The sequence below is a fragment of the Streptomyces sp. CA-243310 genome (genome assembly GCF_050936775.1).
Classification (GTDB): domain Bacteria; phylum Actinomycetota; class Actinomycetes; order Streptomycetales; family Streptomycetaceae; genus Streptomyces.
This window is the reverse complement of record NZ_JBNJMF010000003.1, coordinates 153,481-170,550: the sequence shown is the minus strand read 5'-3', so window position 1 is coordinate 170,550 and position 17,070 is coordinate 153,481. Positions and strand designations below refer to the sequence as shown.

Genomic DNA, 17,070 nt, shown 5'->3' with positions numbered 1-17,070 from the left:
ACTCCGGACCGACTACAGCACTGAGTCACACACGCGCTCGGAGAGGCCTGTTCGCAGCTGCAGAGCCGACCGAGAGCAGGCGATAGCGGCTGTGCGGCCTGCTGAAGCCCTTTCAGGCGAGGGGTGATGGCATCACACCGGCGGTCTCGGGATCGGCGCTCTGAAGACCCTTCTCGCGCGTCGCCTATTCCCGTTATGCCGGAAATGTTCTCATATCGGACCGGATGGATGCCCCTCCCTGCCCTGAACAGCGGACGGTCCCGGCACCAACCGTAAACTCGCTCCCGCCCTCCGGTATCTCTGCATGGTGAGCCGTCCCGCGCGATTCCGGTACGTTGCGACAACGGCGACGCACAGGTGCCGACACGGTTTGGCCGACCGTCCGTTCCCTGATCGGGCTCTCCTCGGCGCCAGAAGTCCCGCACCACCGGAACGGTCACCGCACCCACTCCGTCTAGCTGGTGACGTTCCATCCGCTCCCGTGAGGTCTCCCCGCATGCCCGTGATCGATTCTCGTTTCAGCGTCCTGTCGGAGGACTTCGCCCATGACCCCTACCGGTTCTTCGCCGGCTTGAGGGAGCACGCGCCGGTTCACCACGAACCCTCGATCGACAGCTACTTCGTCTCCCGGTACCAGGACGTGAAGCGGGTGCTGACCGAACACGAGCTGTTCAGCACCGAGATGCTGACGGTGCGCGCCGAACCGGTGATGCGGGGGCGGGTGTTGGCCCAGATGACCGGTGCCGAACACACCGCCAAGCGAAAGATCGTCGTGCGGGCCTTCACCGGGCCGGCACTGCGGGATCAGATACGCGCCGTACGTGCCAACGCCGCCGAGCTCATCGAGCCGTTCCTCTCCCGGGGGCGGGTGGACCTGGTCAACGACTTCGGCAAACCCTTCGGAGTCCATGTAACGCTCGACGTCCTCGGCCTGGACAAGGAGGACTGGCAGCAGATCGCCGTCTGGCACGGCGGGGTCGCCGAGTTCATCACCAGCGTCGTCCTCACCCCCGAACGCCGCCGGCACTGCCTGGACTGCGCCGAACAGTTGGAGGCATACCTCGTCCCCGTCATCGAACAGCGGCGCCGCCACCCCGGCCACGACCTCATATCGAGGCTGTGCACCGCCGAGTTCGACGGCATCGCGATGAGCAACCGCGATGTCACCGCATTGATCATCAATGTCCTGGTCGCGGCCACCGAGCCCGCCGACAAGACCCTCGCCCTGCTGTTCAAGCACCTGGTCGACCACCCCGAACAGATGGCGCAGGTCCGCCGCGACCCGGACCTCCTGACCGCCGCCATGGCCGAGACCCTGCGCTACACCCCACCGGTCCAACTCATCCCGCGCCAGGCCGAGAAGGACGTGACGGTCGCCGGCACCACCGTTCCGGCAGGAGCCGTCGTCTTCTGCATGATCGGCGCGGCCAACCGCGACCCGGACGCTTTCAACGCCCCGGACACCTTCGACATCCACCGCCCGGACCTCGGCACCGCCCGCTCCTTCACCGCCGCCGCCCAGCACCTCGCCTTCGGTACCGGGCTCCACCAGTGCGTCGGCGCGGCCTTCGCCCGTGCCGAGATCGAAACCGTCGCCGCGATGCTCCTGCCGCTACTCGACCACGTCCGACACGCTCCCGGTTCCCGCTACCGGGAAACCGGCCTGTACACGCGAGGTCCCGCCGCCCTGCCCTTGGAGTTCACGCCCGTCACGCCCGTCACGCCCGTCACGCCCGTCACGCCCGTCACGGGCGGCGTGGACTGCGCCTGACCCGTACGGTCCGCCCCGGACCCACGATCCCCGCCCGACGCGTGCGACGCGTGCGGGTGACGGGCGATCAGGGTGACGAGTGGACGAGTGGACGAGTGGACGAGTGGACGCGTGCGGACAGGATTGGACACTCGTCGCCTTCGCGGAGCGTGGATTGTGGACACCGCCCGCCCCGAGGCTGTGCGCCATGAACCTTGTACGTACTAAGGACGACCCGGCCGCCACCCGGCCCCGTCAGGGGAGCGCCCTCGCGGCGCTGGCCGCGGCACAGTTCACCGTGATGCTGGCCACCTCGATCGTGAACGTCGCGCTGCCGCAGATCCGCGCCGGAGTCGGCCTGTCGGAGGGTGGTATCACGTGGGTGGTCAACGCCTACGGCCTGGCGTTCGGGGCGCTGCTCCTGGCGGGCGGCCGGGCGGCCGACCTGCTCGGCCGGCGGCGGGTGCTGATCGCCGGTCTCGCGGTGTTCGCGGGAGCCTCACTGGCGGCGGGACTGGCGGCCTCCCCGGGCGTGCTGATCGCCGCTCGCGCCGTGCAGGGACTCGGCGCCGCCTCCGTCGCTCCCGCCGCGCTCGCCCTGACGATGGGCCTGTTCCCCGCCGGCCCCGGACGGGGCCGCGCGTTGGGCGTGTGGGGCGCGGTCTCCGGCGCCGGGGGAGCGGCCGGTGTCCTGCTGGGCGGCGTACTCACACAGGCTTGGGGCTGGCCCTGGGTCTTCCACATCGTCGCCCTCGGGGCGGCATTGGTCCTCATCACCGTCGCGAAGTTCGTGCCCCGCGCCGGCGGCCGTGAGGCAGGGCGGTTCGATCTGCTGGGTACCGCGACCGTCACCCTTGCCCTGACCTGCCTGGTCTGGGCGTTGACCAGCGCGCGTGGCGCCGGCTGGACGAACGGCGGTGTGCTCGGGGCCCTCGTCGGCGCCGTCACGCTGTTCGCGGCCTTCGCCGTCATCGAGCGTCGCCGGCCCGACGCACTCATTCCGCCGCGGCTGTTCTCCACCGGCCGTGTCGCCGCGGGCAACCTGCTGATGACGCTCCTCGGCTCCGTGTGGATCGCGCTGTTCTTCTTCCTGCCCCTCTACCAGCAACAGGTCCTCGGAATGAGCCCGCTGGCCACCGGAGCCGGTCAACTTCCCCTCGCCGCCGCCAACATACTCGGCGCCGTCGCCGCACCCCGCGTCTCCCGGCGCATCGGCGCCACCGCAACCGTCACCGCGGCCCTGCTCACCGAGGCCGCGGGGCTGCTGTGGTTGTCACGGATCAGCGCCGACGGGAACTTCCTCGGCGACGTCCTGGGGCCGAGCGTCCTGGTCGGTGTCGGCCTGAGCATCGCCTTCGTGCAACTCACCACGCTCGCCGTGGAAGGCGTGCCGGGGCAGGACGCGGGGCTGGCAGGCGGACTGGTGAACACCACCCGCCAGGTCGGTGGCGCGATCGGCCTCGCCGCTCTCGCCACCCTCGCCGGATCCGTCACGGCCCACGCGGCCACCCACCAGTCCCACCTGGAGGCCCTCACCGCCGGCTACCGGGCCGCGTTCGCGGTGTCCGCCGCGATCCTCGCGGTCACCGCCCTCCTCGCGGTGCGCCTCACCTGCCCGAGCCGCCACGCCCGAGCGGCCCTCCCGCCCGAGACGTCCCACGCCACCACACCGCTCCAACAGAGCCATGAGACGGACCGGGTGACCCAACCGGGCGATCGGCCGGTGACCGACCTGGTGACCGGCCGGGTGGCCAGGCACGCGACCGACCAGACGACCGCCGTCAACCACCCTTGAGGGGAACCCCGACATGTCCGGCCACGCAACCGCACTGCCATCCGCTGCTCCCGTCCATCCCACCCGTCTTCCGTACGAGGTCGACAATCGCGCGGCCTACCTCAGTTTCGGACTCGCCTACGTGCTCGGGCACGGCGCCGCCGCTGCCTCGCAAGGAGACACCCCGCTGCTCGGCCTCCCCGGCTGGCTGCCCATGACGCTGCTCGGATTCGGGCTCGCGACGGGCATCGTCCAGGCGACCATCGCCGCGCTGCGGGCCCAGCGGGAGGCCACCGGGCCAGACCTCCTCGCCGGCAGACTGCTCGGCGCCGCCTGGATCGTCGCGTTCACCGCCTTGTTCCTCGCCGTCACCGGCCTCACATCCGTCCTGGACCAGCCCGAACTCCAGCCCGAACTGCAGTCCGTACTCTGGGCCGCCGGTTCCGGGCTCATCGTCGGCCTGCTCTACCTCGCCGAAGGCGCCGTACGCCGCAACGTGCTCCACTACGTCCTCGGCGTCTGGCTCGCCCTGACCTCCACCGCAGCGCTCTCGCTCGACGCCCGCGGCCTCTACTGGGTCCTCGCCCTCGCAGGCGGCGGTGCCTACGCCCTTGCCACGGTCCTTGAACACCGCCGCCTCAGGCCTCGCGCAGGATCCTCGCGGAACTGACGGGCCCGTCACGGGTTCGTACGCGGGGGAGCGCGGCGCACTGCCCGCCCTGCCCACGGGGCCGACTGCGTGCGAGGCCTTGATTCCCGGCCCTGGACGTGCCGATGCCCTCGGAAGCGGGTGGGCTTCCGAGGGCGGGCGGGTTCAGTGCCGTGCGATGTGCATCATGTGCATCATGTGCGTCATATGCGTCATATGCGTCGTGTACGGCCTGCCGGATGCCGGATGTGCGGTGTGTGACGGTTCAGTTCTGGTTGGCCGTGCGGCGGCGCAGGGCGACGAATCCGGCCGCGGCGGCGCCGAGGGCCAGGGTGCTCGCGCCACCCGCGACGAGGGCGGTGGTGTGGGCGGGGTTGTCCTGCGCGATCTCGGCGCCGGCCGCGACGCCGCCCTTGGGCAGTACCGAGGTCTGCGCGACGTTGTGGGTGGAGACCGCGGGGGTGGACGTGGTCGTCGTGGAGGCCGGCTTGGCCGCGGGGGTGGGCTTCGCGGTGGCGGTCGGCTTCGTGGTGGGCGTCGCGGCGCAGTCCTTGGGGGGCTTGGGGAAGGAGACGCCCTCCCACGGGATCTGGCCACCGACGACGCGCATCTGGAACTGCGGCGTCTTCGGGTCGTCACTGTCCTTGATGCGGGCGCCTCCTGCGAGGCCGGTGCGGTTGGCGGTGGTGAGCGTGGTCAGCGTCCGGGCCGTCTTGCCGTCGATGAGCTGGGCGACCGGTCCCGAGGTGCCGTTGGAGAGACGCAGGCTGACCCCGTCGAAGGGAGTGCCCATGCTCCAGGAGACGGTGCAGCCCTCGCGGGTCTCGGTGCCGCCGGCGTCGAAGCCGTGACCGGTGGCGGGGTTCTTCCACGAGCGGACCTGGCCGGAGTCGTCGAGGGTGACCCACATGCCGCGGACCTGCTGGCCGTCCTGAGTCTCGTTGCTCGGACCGCCGACGTGGAAGCTCGCGATCGGCATGCCGGTGGTGGTGTGGACATCCAGGTAGTACCAGCCCTTGCCCTTCTTCCACAGGTCACCCTTGATGCCGTCGGCCAGCACGGGGTGGCCGACGAGTTCCCCGTCCGTCGCCGTCGCCGTGGCCGCCGGGGCGGCGGCCTTGGGGGCGCTCGCGGTCTTCGGTGCGTCGGCGGCCTTCGAGGCGTCCGCGGTCTTGGGGGCGTCGGCGGCCTTCGAGGCGTCCGCGGTCTTGGGGGCGTCGGCGGCCTTCGAGGCGTCCGCGGTCTTGGGGGCGTCGGCGGCGAAGGCGGCGGCGCTCGGCGCGAGGAGGGCACCCGCGAGTGCGGCGGTGGCGACCGCTGCGCGCAGGACGGTACGGCGGCGGGAGTGGGTGTAGGTCGACATGAACGACTCCGTGACAAGGGGCGGCCGAGTGGCCGAAAGCGGAAGAAGGAGAGGTTGCATGCCGCCTCCTCTGTCAGGTGTGAACTGTTGAGGCTGGGCGGGGCTGCAAGAAGAAATCTATGGATCATGTGTGCGGGAAGCGTCCGCCGTATGTCACCGCACCGTCACAGGGCTTGTCTCCCACCGGCACACCCTCCCCGACCACGATCCCGATCGTCGAGACGACTCGCCCTTTGCGCAGGTCGGAGCCCATGTCCCTAGCGGGACCCTCGGAGAGGGGCGTCGATCGCATCGAGAACGAGACGGTCATGGTGGCCATGGGGTGGGCCGGCAAAGCCGTACGCACCGCGTTCCGGTTGTCGTCCTGTTGCTGCTCGTCGTGTTGTTCACCCGGACCATGGCCTTCCCCGGTCCTGACACTCGCCCCCGCGAACACGGAGCGGGGGTGGCGGTGTGACGATGTGGCGGCGGGCCCGCCGGGGCAGTGGAGCGAGCAGACGCTCACGGGCGCGCTCTCGCAGGGCCTGACCGGGGCGAGCCCGCCGTACGGCCACGATGCGACAGACCGCACAGCGCGTCCGGCCCCGAAGCCACCGCACCACGTGGCGCAATGCCGACTCCGGGGCGGGGCAGTGAGGGCGCGGGGCCGACGTCGGCGGACCGCCGGTCGGGGGAGCTAGGAGATCCGGGCGCTGCGTGAGAGCCAGGGAGTGAGCGCGGCGATCGTGACCAGTTCCTTGTACGTCTCGTCACCGGGCAGGGGCACGATGAGCCACTGGCCCGGTGGGAACAACCGGCCCTTGGTGTAGGCCAGTCCGCTGTAAACGGACCGGAGGAACGCCGGAACGGAGTCGCGCGGCACATCGTGGAACTCGACGTTGTCCACGGTGATCTTCGCGTCGTCCTCGGGGAAGACATGGACGCTTACGGTCGGCACGCCGGACAGTTCGACGAAGGCCTCGTGCGGCAGCGAGCCGTCGGGGTCGACGATGGCGAAGGCGCCGGCCGATGCGCGGCGCGACGTCTGGTCGGCGCCGATGTCATCGGTGACGGTCATCTCCAGGCCGTGGTCGGCCGCGATCTCGCGTATCGCGGTGACGGCCGCCTCGGTGGTGGGCAGGTGGGGGTGGGTCATGATCGCGATTCTTCCTCATGCGGGATGCCACGAGTCCGGATGGGTGGGCGCAACGGTCTTCGGTGTCCAACGGACGCGTCGTCGGGTTCGTTCCGAGCAGGGCCCCGTCGACGCTCCCGACGACCCCACCGGCTCTCGCTCCGAAGACTTCGCCGGCTGGAGCACGGCCGTGTGCCTGTCGCACCAGCTTGCGATTGCCGAAATCGCGAGGGGGAGTCATGAGAACGGCAAAGGCCGCCCTCGCGCTGCGCCGCTTCCTTGCTGCCGCGTTGACGGTGCCCGGGGTGGCCGGAGTGGTCGCCGTCGCGGAATCGGCCGGCTGTCAACCCACCAAGATCCGCCGATACCCCCACGAGTCCGCTCTCGCGTTTCCGGACTACCGAGGGCCCTTCGCCGTGACGAGGGTGAGCGCGGCGGCCACGGTGTCGTGGAGCGTCTCGGCCACGGGTACGCCGTGGCGGCGGGCGACGTGCACGAGGTAGCGGTTTCGTTCCGGGTTGGGGCAGTCGGGCGGGCATCCGAGGACGGCCCGGCCGGTTGCGACGTCAAGACCGAACTCGACGTTGGTGGTGAACCCGGGAAGTGACACGAGGTCGCGGGGGATCCAGAAGAGGATCGCGTCGGCGTGGTGGCGTGCGTCGGTCTCCCAGTCGACCTGGTCGTCGTAGTGGGCGGCCTGAACCCCGCCTCGCGATTCGGGGTTCAGGACGGTCAGTGGATGTCTGCCGGTCCACTGGGTGGTGAGTTCGCCGATCGCGTCGGGGCGCCAAGAGGGGACGGGCCCGTCGGCGCGCGGGGTGGGCCCGGCGAGGAAGACGCTGGGCCCGGTGGCGGGGAGCGGTTCGCGGGCGTAGACGAGGTTCGGGCGCACGGTCATCGGGATCCTTCGGTGTGCTGCGAGGTCCGGGGGAGTGGAGCGGCAATCGGTCGGCGGCGGCGTGGGTCACACCATGGACGGACGTGGAGGGCAAGGACGATCGGCGTGGCCCTGCCCTCCTTCGACGTGACGATGTTCGCGGCCGGACACTCGGCCATCGGCCCGGCAGGGCGTCGTATCGCGGTTGCGGTCACTTCCGGATCCTCTCCCGTGTCCTGGACGTGTATGCGAGGCAGGACCAGGACGTACGCGGGGTGAACCCCGCCCGAGCGCGGGCGGAACGCGATGGCGCCGTCCCACTCGCGGCCCACGGCGGCCGAAGGGCTACCGGCGGCGATGGAACGCAAGGCGCGGGCAGCGGCAGGGTGGGGGCAGGCAGTGGCAGGCAGGGCTGGGTACCGGGAGCCGCCACGGGCGCGCGGGCAGCCACCGGCGCACGGGCAGTCACGGGGGCAGAGGCCGCCACGGTCACGGCCGGCTCGAACAGCGCGTGACTCCTCCCGGCCCGTGCCGAGCCCCCACCGTTCCGTGCCGAGCCCCCACCGTTCCTGGTCGAGTCCTCGTCGGTCCTTCAACTGCCTTTGAGGTTGACCTCGTTGCCGCTGTGGGCAGGTGGGGCGCGGACCTGATCTGGCGCGAAGGATCACCGACACCGAGGACCGCGATCAAGCATGCGCAAGATCCGGGACGAGCAGCAGGCGGCGAAGGCCGCAGGCGCCGACGGGGCGTCCGCGCCCGGCTCCGTGAAGGATCCCGGGGCGGCGGTCGCCACCGCGGAAGGGGGCGAGCGTGCCGAGGCGGGCACACCGCTGGCGCAGAACCCCGGCGCCCTGGTGAGCTGCGCCTTCCACATCGGTCGGGAGGAGGTGGTCGTGCACACTGCCGCGACCCGCCACTCACAGGCCGTGGCGCCACTCGCCGCGATCGTTGCCCAACTGGCCGGATCCTCCACCGACGACTTGATCGCCTACATCAACGGGATGGCCAAGGCCAAGATCGGCGAACCCGTCGTGACCAAGAGCGGCAACGTCGCCGCCGTCCGGCTGAAACTGGACGGAGAGGGCGACGCGGTCATGGTGGTCGGGGCCGGAGAGGCCGGGCGCTCATCGCTGGGCCAGGAACGGATCACGGCCCTGGCCACCTCACTCGCGGACCAGATCGCCTGAGGGCTGTCCCGTCATCCCCGGCGGGCGCACGACGCGGGCCACGGCACCTCGCCACACTGTCGGCACACCCGAATACGTACGCGTCCCACGGCAGGAACGCGTGGTCCCGGACGTGGACGTCGCGTGCTCCGGTCGCCGTGGTGGATCGCCTCAGCCGTCGCGTCGGCTCTTCCACCTGAACGTCAGCAGGCACAGGACCAATCCTCCGACGACCCAGGCTCCGAGTACCAGCGCGGTCTTTCCGTACTCCCATCCGCCGGCCTGTTCCAGGACGGCGGCCGATTCCGGCAGGAACACCCCGCGCAGGCCCTGGCACATCCACTTCAGGGGGAACAGCGCGCCCAGGTTCAGCAGCCAGTCGGGGATCTGGTTGACCGGGATGAAGACCCCGGAGATGAACTGAAGGACGAGGAACGGCAACACGACCACCGAACTGGCGCTCTTCCCGGACTTCGGCAGGCTGCTGACGGCGATGCCCAGGAGGGCGCAGCCGGCCAGGCCCAGGGCGAAGATCCAGCCGAAGGTGAGCCACTTGGAGGGGGAGGACGGCAGGTCGAGGCCGAAGAGGGTGGAGCCGACGAGGAGCAGGATCGCGGTCTCGGCGAGCCCGGTGGCGAGCACCATCCAGATCTTGCCCAGGAAGTACGCGGCCGGCGGCATCGGGGTCCCGCGCAGCCGGCGCAACACCTTCTCGTCCCGCTCGACGGCGATCGAGATGCCGAGTGACTGGAAGCTGGTGGACATGATGCCGGCGGCGACCATGCCCGCGGCGTAGAGCTGGGAGGCGGTGATCCCGGTTCCCTCGACGGTGTCGCCGAAGATCGAGGCGAAGAGGGCGAGGAAGACGATGGGGAAGGCGAAGGTGAAGATCATCGCGTCGCGCTGTCGGACGAACTGCTTGATCTCCATGGCGCCGCGGCTCATCCCCAGGGTCCAGGCGCCCGGCAGGGCCTTCGCCGTCCGGGCGGTCGTGGCCGAAGCGGCCGAAGCGGCCGAAGTGGTGGAGGTGGCGGCGGAGGCGGCATTGGCGTCGGTGTTCATCGGGCCTCCTCCGGTCGGGGCCCGCTCGGGGCGGCCGTTCGGGAGGCGGACTCGGTGCCGGCCATGGCCCCTTCCACGGTCCCGGCCACAGCCTCTTCCGCGGTCCCCACGGTCCCCACGGTGTCGGGCTCGGTGAGCTGCCCGGTGAGACGCAGGTAGACGTCCTCCAGCGTGGGGCGGGTGACCGTCAAGTCCGGGACCTCGCCGCCGAAGTGGGCCGCCAGCTCCGCGACGACCCCGGTCGGGTTCTCGGTCCGCAGGCTGTGCGGGGAGCCGCCGGCCCCCGTCCAGCCGACGGAGGCGCCGGCGCCGAAGCGGGCGCGCAGTCCCGCCGGGTCGCCCTCGGCCACGACTCTGCCCCGCGCGATCACCGCGAGGCGGTCGGCGAGGGCCTCGGCCTCCTCCAGGTAGTGCGTGGTGAGCACGATGGTCGTGCCCGCCCCGGCCAACAACCGGATCAGCTCCCAGAACTGGCGTCGGGCCGCCGGGTCGAAACCGGTCGTGGGCTCGTCCAGGAGCAGCAGTTCCGGATCACCGATGACGCCGAGCGCCACGTCCAGCCTGCGCCGCTGTCCACCGGAGAGGCCCTTCACCCGTTGGTCGCGCTTGTGCTCCAGGCCGACGAGGGCGATGACCTCCGCCGGGTCGCGGGGCGTCGGGTAGTAGCGGGCGAAGTGTTCCACCGTCTCGCGCACGGTCAGTTCGGCGGGCGCCGACTCGTCCTGCCAGACGATGCCGACGCGCGAGCGCCAGGCCCGGTCCCCGGTCGACGGGTCCGCGCCGAGCACGGACACCTCGCCGCCATCCCGCTCCCGGTGGCCCTGGAGGATCTCCACCGTCGTGCTCTTGCCTGCTCCGTTGGGTCCGAGGAGGCCGAAGACCTCGCCCCGGCGGATCGTCAGGTCCAGTCCGTCGACCGCGGTGACCTCGCCGTACTGCTTGCGAAGCCCCCGTACCTCCACCGCGTTCTGTGTCATGCCGTCCATGTTCGGCCGGAACCGCGTCCACCGGTCCCCCCGTGCGTACGTTTCTCGTGTCCGCCGTACGGGGTACAGAGCGCCGCGCGGAGCCGAGGGCCAGAAGCCGCCCGGGTGCCTGACGGCTTCGAGGGCCGGGCTGTCCGCCGTACGCGGAACCGCCGCTCGGTTCGGCCGCCCCCGCCCGGCGGACCCGAGCGGACAGCCGCGGCCCGTACATGGGCCGCGGCCGGGCTCGTGTCCGCCCGGTTCCCTCTATCAGGCCGTGGTGGGAGCCGCGGCCCCGGTCTTGGTGCCCGTGTCCGTGCCCGTGCCCGTGCCTGAATCGGCGCCCGTGTCCGTGTCCGGGTCGGTACCGGTCACCGGCTCGGGGTGCGGGATGCGGTGCAGCCCCCTGAGGTCGTAGAGGCGGGTGACGGCGAAGCCGAAGGCCAGTGCGGCGACCAGGGCGACTCCCATGGAGGCCCACGCCCGGGTCAGGCCCGCGTCGGCCTGGGCCCCGTAGTAGAGCAGGGAGCGCAGGCCCTCGGTGACCTGGCGCAGCGGCTCGAACTCGGAGAGGGCGCGGAAGAACCCGGGCAGTGCCTGGACGGGCACGGTCGCGCCGGAGGACGGGACGGCCATCGCGACGAACACGATGGTGGCCAGGAGCATGCCGGGGGTGCCGAAGGCGGCGAACAGGGCCAGGCTGCCGACGCCTACGACCGCGATGGTGGCCACCGAGTAGAGCCACAGCAGGCCGAGGTGGGACGCGTCCATGTCGAGGATCCCGACGGTGGCCACCTCGACCAGGGTCCCCATGACGAGGGACAGGCCGAGCATGAGCGCGATGCCGATGGCCAGCGTGCGGACCCGGCTGGTGTGTTGGACGGGTTCGCGCTTGCGCACCGGGCCGAAGTCGGTGTGCAGGTAGCCGAGCGCGGTGTCGACCTGGGAGTTGACCACGTTGGCGCCGAGCATGCCGCAGACGACCAGCACCAGGGCGTAGTAGAAGGCGCTCAGGCCCATGGCGCTGCGGGAGCCGACGGGGTGGCCGTCGGCGACGTTCACGGTCACCGGGTCGGCCAGCTTGAGCTGGGCGGCCGTCGGGATCGGGGTCTTCTGGGATCCGGCCTGCTTGAGGAGCTCCTGACCGAGCTGGGCGGAGGCGGCGTGGGCGGCCTTCTGCGCGGCCTGGGAGGACATGGAGGAGCCGATGCTGCCGGCGGCCTGGTTGGTCAGGACGGTCAGCGTCGGCGCGGTGGCCTTGCCCTGGCGTGCGGGCTGCGGGGCGGTGAGCCCGGTCACGGAGGCGGAGAAGTCCGCGGGTATGACGAGGGCGCCGAAGACCTTGCCCTTGCCCAGCCGCTTGTCGGCCTCCTCGCGACTGACGACCTGCCAGTCGATGCTCCGGTCGCCCTTGGCGGCCTTCTCGATCCCCGACACGACCTGCTCGCCCAGGTTGAGCCGGCGGCCGTTGACATCGGCTCCGCTGTCGCTGTTGACCAGGGCCACGGGCAGATCGCGCAGATTGCCCCTGGGGTTGACGTTGCCACCCACGTAGAGCAGGGCGAACAGCATCGAGACAACTGCGGCGATGAGGCCCGTTCCGATCCACAACTGGGGTCGGCGGAGCACGGAGGGGGGTGTGGGATGAGGCATCGATTCTCCGGTGCGGCGGCGTTCCTGAGTTGGATACTTATGGTATCCAGTACTGGATAGTGGCAGTATCTTGTTGTGGTGTCCAATCGCCGCCGATGGCCACCGGACCGCGAGACCAGCAGGGAACCCGTATGAAGATCTCGGAGCTCAGCCGCCGCACCGGCGTGCCGGTCGCCAGCATCAAGTACTTCCTGCGACAAGGGCTGTTGCCCGCGGGGCGGGCCACCGCCGCGACCCTCGCCGAATACGGGGAGGAGCACGCGCAGCGGCTCCGGCTGATCAAGGCACTGACCACGCTCGGCGGTCTCACCATCGCCGCCACCCGCGACGTGCTCGGAGCCGTCGACCAGGCCGAAAGCTCCGAGGGCGCCCTCGGAGCGATCAGCTACGCCCTCCCCGTACCGGTGGCGGGTCGGCGTCCCGCGGGCGACGGGGGGAAAGCGGAGGAAAGGGAAGCCGACCCGACCGTCGGCGCAGAGGTGGCCGAGCTGCTCGCGGTCCTGGACTGGCAGGCGCCCGGCACGTCACCGCACGTGAAGGGGCTGACGGCGGCCCTGGAGGAACTGCGCCGGCTGGACGCGCAGTACGCCCCGGGCGAGCTCGCCGCATACGCGAGGCTGGCCGAGTCGGTGGCCCGGCTGGACCTGGAGCGCGCGGCCGGCCTCGACGACCCGGTGGCCCTCGCGGAGCGGGCGGTCATCGTCTTCGCGATCTGCGCCCCGGTGTTCGAGCTGCTGCGCCGCCTCGCGCAGGAAGACCAGGTCCGACGCCGGGTGGCCGGCGACGGCGCCGAGCCCTGACCCGTCCCGCCGAGCCCCGGCGTGCGTCCGCCTCCCGGACCCAGGACCAGGCCCGGTACGTCCGGCCTCCCCGACCCACCGGTCAGGCCCCGCCCATGGGTCGCAGTCGGGGCCGGGACCGGGGCCGGTCCCGGTAGCGGTCCTGGTGGCGTCCCCGACGCGTCCGAATGCGGCCCACCCGGAGCCGCGCCGCGCGCCCCGGGTTCCGCGACGCCGGCTCGGTGGTCGTCGCCACGAACACCGTCGATCCGGCCCACACCACGGCGGCGAACGGCCCGTCCGGCAGGCGCCCGCCGGCGCCGGGCAGCGGCACGGCCCCTGCCGTGGTGAGGGACCGATGGCCGCGGTGGCTCACCCGCTCCTGGCGGATCCGCGCGCCGAACAACCCGTACAGCAGCGCTGTGACGGGCCCTACGGCGCAGGCCAGTTCGACGGGATCCACGCGCCGAGCGTAGGACGCACACCGAGACGCGTACACCCGATATCGGATGGGCCCGACCCGACCCGACCCGACCCGACCCGACCCGACCCGACCCGACCCGACCCGGCCGGCCCTGCTGCGCCCCGCACGGATCGTGGCCCCGCAGCGACCGAGGCCCCATGGCGACCGACGCGCCGCAGCGACCGACGCGCCGCAGCGACCGAGGCCCCGCGACGACGGAGGCCCCGTGGGAGTGATCGGGAGGATTCGTCGCCCGCGCGCCGATGAGAACGGCCTGCGCCGCCGGTCTACCGTTCAGACCCATCGTCTCCGGAGGAGCGAACGATGACCGAAACGACGACTCTCGACTTCGGGGCTCAGGCCCGGATCCTCGCCGGACTCGCGGCGTCCGTCCCGGACGCCCGGCTCACCGATCGGACTCCGTGCCCCGACTACACGGTCGGCGACCTGCTGGGTCACCTGCTGGGCCTCTCCGTCGCCTTCCGCGACGCGGCCCGCAAGGACCTGGGCCCGACGACGGACACGGCCCCCGACGCCTCCGCCCCCGCGCTGCCCGCCTCCTGGCGTGACGACCTGCCCCGGGTCCTGGGCGAGCTTGCCGAAGCCTGGGAGGACCCGGCCGCCTGGACGGGCATGACCCGCGCGGGAGGCGTGGACCTGCCGGGCGACATCGCGGGCGCCGTGGCCGCCGACGAGCTGGTGGTGCACGGGTGGGACCTGGCACGGGCCACCGGCCAGGAGTACGCCCCCGACCCTGCCGCGCTGAGCGCCTCGTACACCTTCCTCCTGGCCGCGGCCGGGGAGGGCGACCGCGGCGGGAGCATCTTCGGGCCCGTCGTGCCCGTACCGCACGATGCCCCGCTCCTGGACCGGTCGGTCGGGCTGAGCGGACGCGCTCCGGACTGGACGCCGCCGCCCCGCTGACGACGTGCACCGACCCGCAGATCCAGAGACCCACAGATTCAGGGACCCGGAGACCCGGAGACCCCGTACCGAGAGGATTGAGAACGATGAAGTACATGATCCAGATGAACATGCCGGCCGCCCAGTGGGACACCGTCATGTCGGCGTACTCCGAGGACGCCATGCGCGCCGTGATGGCCCACATGGACGCCCTCAACGACGAGATCACTTCCGCCGGTGAATGGGTTGAGGCCGAAGGACTCGGCGGCCCCTCCCGCGTCAAGACGGTGCGGGCCGGGAGCGACGGACGGCCGCGGGTGACCGAGGGACCGGCCGAGGCGGACCAGAACATCCTGGCCGGGTACTGGGTGGTCGACGTCCGGAGCGAGGAACGGGCCCTGGAGATCGCCGCACGGGCATCCGCCTGCCCGGGCCCCGACGGCAAGCCCGGAGACGATCCGGTCGAGGTGCACGCGATCCCCGACGGCCCGCCCGAGGCCTGACCCGGACCGACCGTCGGAACGGGGACCCCTCACGCCCCCTGACACCCCGCCAGTACGATCACGACGAGCGTGAAAGTGACGCCGTTGACGAACGCCGCGCCCGCCAGGCGCACCCGCCAGGCCGGATGGTCCTTTGATCCGGTGGTCGAGCGAGCCGCGTCCAGGCGTGACAGGCATGTCTCGTGCCGACTGCTCACAGGCGATCACCGTCCATCATCCGGATCAGCCAGTCCGTCACAGATCGGGACGCGCCGCCGAATGTTCCGCGCAACGCCGCCGCACCCCGCTCCTCGCTGCTCGTCACTCTGGGCTGCCCGCCGGCCGTGCTCCTGCCGATCCTCGCCGGCCATGTCCTCCGGTGACGGGCGCTGGGCGTCCGTCCCACGTGCTCCTGCCCTCTCCTGTTCGGCCGAGGGATCTCCGGCGGCACGGGTGAGGCAACCGGCAACCGGCAACCGCAACGCCCAACCGGCGGCCGGCAACCCCGACCCCCAACCCCCGACCCCCAACCCCCGACCGACAACCGGCGGTCGCGCCCGTACGGAGCCGGCAGAGGGAGCGATCTACTCCGGGCCTTCCCGCAAGGGCAGGCCGGGTTCGTCGGCCATGACGAGCTGGGTGATCGTGAACCCGTCAGGTGTGCGGATCGAGATCCGGTACAGGCCGGGTGCCGTCACGGACACGTGGGCGGTGGGCCGGCCGTCCTCCCAGTTCAGGGCGGGGTCCTGCCGGTCTTGGGGGTCTTCGAGGTTGGTGAGTCGGCAGGTGATGCCGGCGAGGGAATCGACACCGCTGAGAGTGAACGTCCACGGCCGGCCGGCCTCGACGAGGTCCGGTGTGGTCAGGCCGCATCCGGCTTCGCCCAGGGGCGGGCCCATGTGAGCGTCCTCGCGGATGATCTCGGTGACGGCATCGAGGGCGGTCTCGGCCTTGGCGACGTCGCCGTGCTGCAGGGGGAGCGTGGTGACCGAGGGGGCGACGGCGGCTGATTCCTTGTAGACGGTGCCGTCTCCGTGAACGTGGAAGAACTTGACGTTCTTGTGGTGATCGCGGAGGTAGGTGCCGTCGCCGTGGGTGCGGGCGCCGTCGAGGTGTGCTTCGACCTGTCCGTCGCGGATGGTCAGGTTCTGCCAGGTGGGCTGGTTGACGCCGACCACGGAGCGGTGGTCGGGCAGGGTGATCTTCCTCTGGCCGTGGTGGAAGACGGCGGCGTTGCGCGCGAGTTCGGGGTTGCCGCCGATGGAGGTGATGTCGCTCGGTGTCAGATGGCGTACGTCCCCGTTGCTGCGCAGGCTCTTGTACTGGGGCAGGAGATCGTGAAGGCCGGGCATGTCCGCGCAGATGGCGCGGAGTCTGCGATGGGGGAGGGGAACGGGGGTTCCACGGCCCGTGTTGAGGATGACCGCCGCTTTGACCGCCCCGTGGAAGGGGGTGCCGAGGGTGATGACACCGCGGGTGTCGTCGAGGAGGTCGCTGTCGTACCGGGCGTCCAGCGCGGCACGGGTGACCAGCCCGCCCATGGAGTGGGCGACGAAGACGAGTCGGGCCTCGCGCTCGTCGACGCGGTGCCGCCGGGCGGTGTCGTGGTCGGGGTGCAGGCGCCAGGAGGTCAGGTGCTCGCGTGCCGCCGCGGCCAGGAGACGGGCGTTCGCGGCGATGGGCAGGCGCCAGTCGTAGGCGAACTCCAGGATAGCGGCGCGGCCGGCGACACTGGTCGCAACGGTCTCGACGAGATCGGTGTAGGGCTCCTGGCCGGCGAAGTACGGTGTCCAGGCGCTGTGTTTGAGCAGGCCGGTCGCCTTCACCCGGGTGTGCTTGCCGTCGAGTTCCTCATCGGTCATGCGCAGGCCCTCAAGGCCTGTGGGACTGGTCCACGCCCTGCGCAGCCAGGAGATGCCCCCCAAGCCCCACAGGCGCTTGTTCGTGTGCGTGTCGAACAGTTCGCTTCCCATGATGCCGGGGACGATCACGACGGCATCCTGGGTGACGTGATCGGGTAAGTCGCCGGCCGCGGCGGCGGTGACCCGAAGTTGCTGGTTCTGGTCCATG

The 17,070-nt window shown here is 71.4% G+C and carries 15 protein-coding genes; 7 read left to right on the top strand and 8 right to left on the bottom strand.

The genetic code is table 11. From position 1 onward, the window contains the following. Positions 1-496: 496 nt before the first annotated feature. The 3 genes from ACQEVM_RS34130 (at position 497) to ACQEVM_RS34120 (ending at position 4,194) form a co-directional block, all read left to right on the top strand. Positions 497-1,771 (top strand): cytochrome P450, cyclodipeptide synthase-associated, encoded by a 1,275-nt coding sequence (locus ACQEVM_RS34130; protein WP_433085832.1) that lies wholly within the window; start codon positions 497-499, stop codon positions 1,769-1,771. Positions 1,772-1,958: 187 nt separating this feature from the next. Next, positions 1,959-3,545, top strand: a complete 1,587-nt coding sequence (locus ACQEVM_RS34125; protein WP_433085830.1) for an MFS transporter — start codon at positions 1,959-1,961, stop codon at positions 3,543-3,545. Positions 3,546-3,558: 13 nt separating this feature from the next. Beyond that, the gene (locus tag ACQEVM_RS34120; protein ID WP_433085828.1) at positions 3,559-4,194 is read left to right on the top strand and encodes an ABC transporter permease; all 636 of its coding nucleotides are present in this window, start codon (positions 3,559-3,561) and stop codon (positions 4,192-4,194) included. Between the two features lie 244 nt (positions 4,195-4,438). Here the strand turns inward: ACQEVM_RS34120 and ACQEVM_RS34115 are convergent, their stop codons facing one another. The 3 genes from ACQEVM_RS34115 to ACQEVM_RS34105 form a co-directional block, all read right to left on the bottom strand. Next, the gene (locus ACQEVM_RS34115) at positions 4,439-5,536 is read right to left on the bottom strand and encodes a hypothetical protein (protein WP_433085826.1); all 1,098 of its coding nucleotides are present in this window, start codon (positions 5,534-5,536) and stop codon (positions 4,439-4,441) included. Between the two features lie 676 nt (positions 5,537-6,212). Then, entirely contained in the window at positions 6,213-6,671 is a 459-nt protein-coding gene (locus ACQEVM_RS34110) for a hypothetical protein (RefSeq protein ID WP_433085824.1), read from the bottom strand. A gap of 376 nt (positions 6,672-7,047) precedes the next feature. Further along, the gene (locus ACQEVM_RS34105) at positions 7,048-7,548 is read right to left on the bottom strand and encodes a nucleoside 2-deoxyribosyltransferase domain-containing protein (RefSeq protein WP_433085822.1); all 501 of its coding nucleotides are present in this window, start codon (positions 7,546-7,548) and stop codon (positions 7,048-7,050) included. A 671-nt stretch (positions 7,549-8,219) separates the two neighbouring features. On the opposite strand from ACQEVM_RS34105, the gene ACQEVM_RS34100 reads away from it, so the two are divergent. Further along, positions 8,220-8,714, top strand: a complete 495-nt coding sequence (locus tag ACQEVM_RS34100) for a hypothetical protein (protein WP_433085820.1) — start codon at positions 8,220-8,222, stop codon at positions 8,712-8,714. A gap of 150 nt (positions 8,715-8,864) precedes the next feature. Here the strand turns inward: ACQEVM_RS34100 and ACQEVM_RS34095 are convergent, their stop codons facing one another. From ACQEVM_RS34095 to ACQEVM_RS34085, 3 genes are all read right to left on the bottom strand, one after another. Beyond that, positions 8,865-9,638, bottom strand: a complete 774-nt coding sequence (locus ACQEVM_RS34095) for an ABC transporter permease (RefSeq protein WP_433086932.1) — start codon at positions 9,636-9,638, stop codon at positions 8,865-8,867. 113 nt (positions 9,639-9,751) lie between these two features. Then, positions 9,752-10,732, bottom strand: a complete 981-nt coding sequence (locus tag ACQEVM_RS34090; protein WP_433085818.1) for an ABC transporter ATP-binding protein — start codon at positions 10,730-10,732, stop codon at positions 9,752-9,754. A 258-nt stretch (positions 10,733-10,990) separates the two neighbouring features. Continuing rightward, complete coding sequence (locus ACQEVM_RS34085) at positions 10,991-12,373, bottom strand: YhgE/Pip domain-containing protein (RefSeq protein ID WP_433085816.1); 1,383 nt, start codon at positions 12,371-12,373, stop codon at positions 10,991-10,993. Positions 12,374-12,504: 131 nt separating this feature from the next. Here ACQEVM_RS34085 and ACQEVM_RS34080 point away from each other — a divergent pair, with 131 nt between their 5' ends. Beyond that, positions 12,505-13,173, top strand: coding sequence for a MerR family transcriptional regulator (locus ACQEVM_RS34080; protein ID WP_433085814.1), 669 nt, complete (start codon positions 12,505-12,507; stop codon positions 13,171-13,173). Positions 13,174-13,255: 82 nt separating this feature from the next. Here the strand turns inward: ACQEVM_RS34080 and ACQEVM_RS34075 are convergent, their stop codons facing one another. Next, the gene (locus ACQEVM_RS34075) at positions 13,256-13,615 is read right to left on the bottom strand and encodes a hypothetical protein (protein ID WP_433085812.1); all 360 of its coding nucleotides are present in this window, start codon (positions 13,613-13,615) and stop codon (positions 13,256-13,258) included. A gap of 324 nt (positions 13,616-13,939) precedes the next feature. Here ACQEVM_RS34075 and ACQEVM_RS34070 point away from each other — a divergent pair, with 324 nt between their 5' ends. Together ACQEVM_RS34070 and ACQEVM_RS34065 are read left to right on the top strand one after the other, a co-directional pair. Further along, positions 13,940-14,539 carry a TIGR03086 family metal-binding protein gene (locus ACQEVM_RS34070; protein WP_433085810.1) on the top strand — a complete coding sequence of 200 codons (600 nt, stop codon included), beginning with the start codon at positions 13,940-13,942 and terminating at the stop codon, positions 14,537-14,539. Between the two features lie 86 nt (positions 14,540-14,625). Then, positions 14,626-15,021, top strand: coding sequence for a YciI family protein (locus ACQEVM_RS34065; protein WP_433085808.1), 396 nt, complete (start codon positions 14,626-14,628; stop codon positions 15,019-15,021). Between the two features lie 563 nt (positions 15,022-15,584). On the opposite strand, the gene ACQEVM_RS34060 is transcribed toward ACQEVM_RS34065, so the two are convergent. Further along, positions 15,585-17,069, bottom strand: coding sequence for a lipase/acyltransferase domain-containing protein (locus ACQEVM_RS34060; protein WP_433085806.1), 1,485 nt, complete (start codon positions 17,067-17,069; stop codon positions 15,585-15,587). Position 17,070 lies beyond the last annotated feature (1 nt).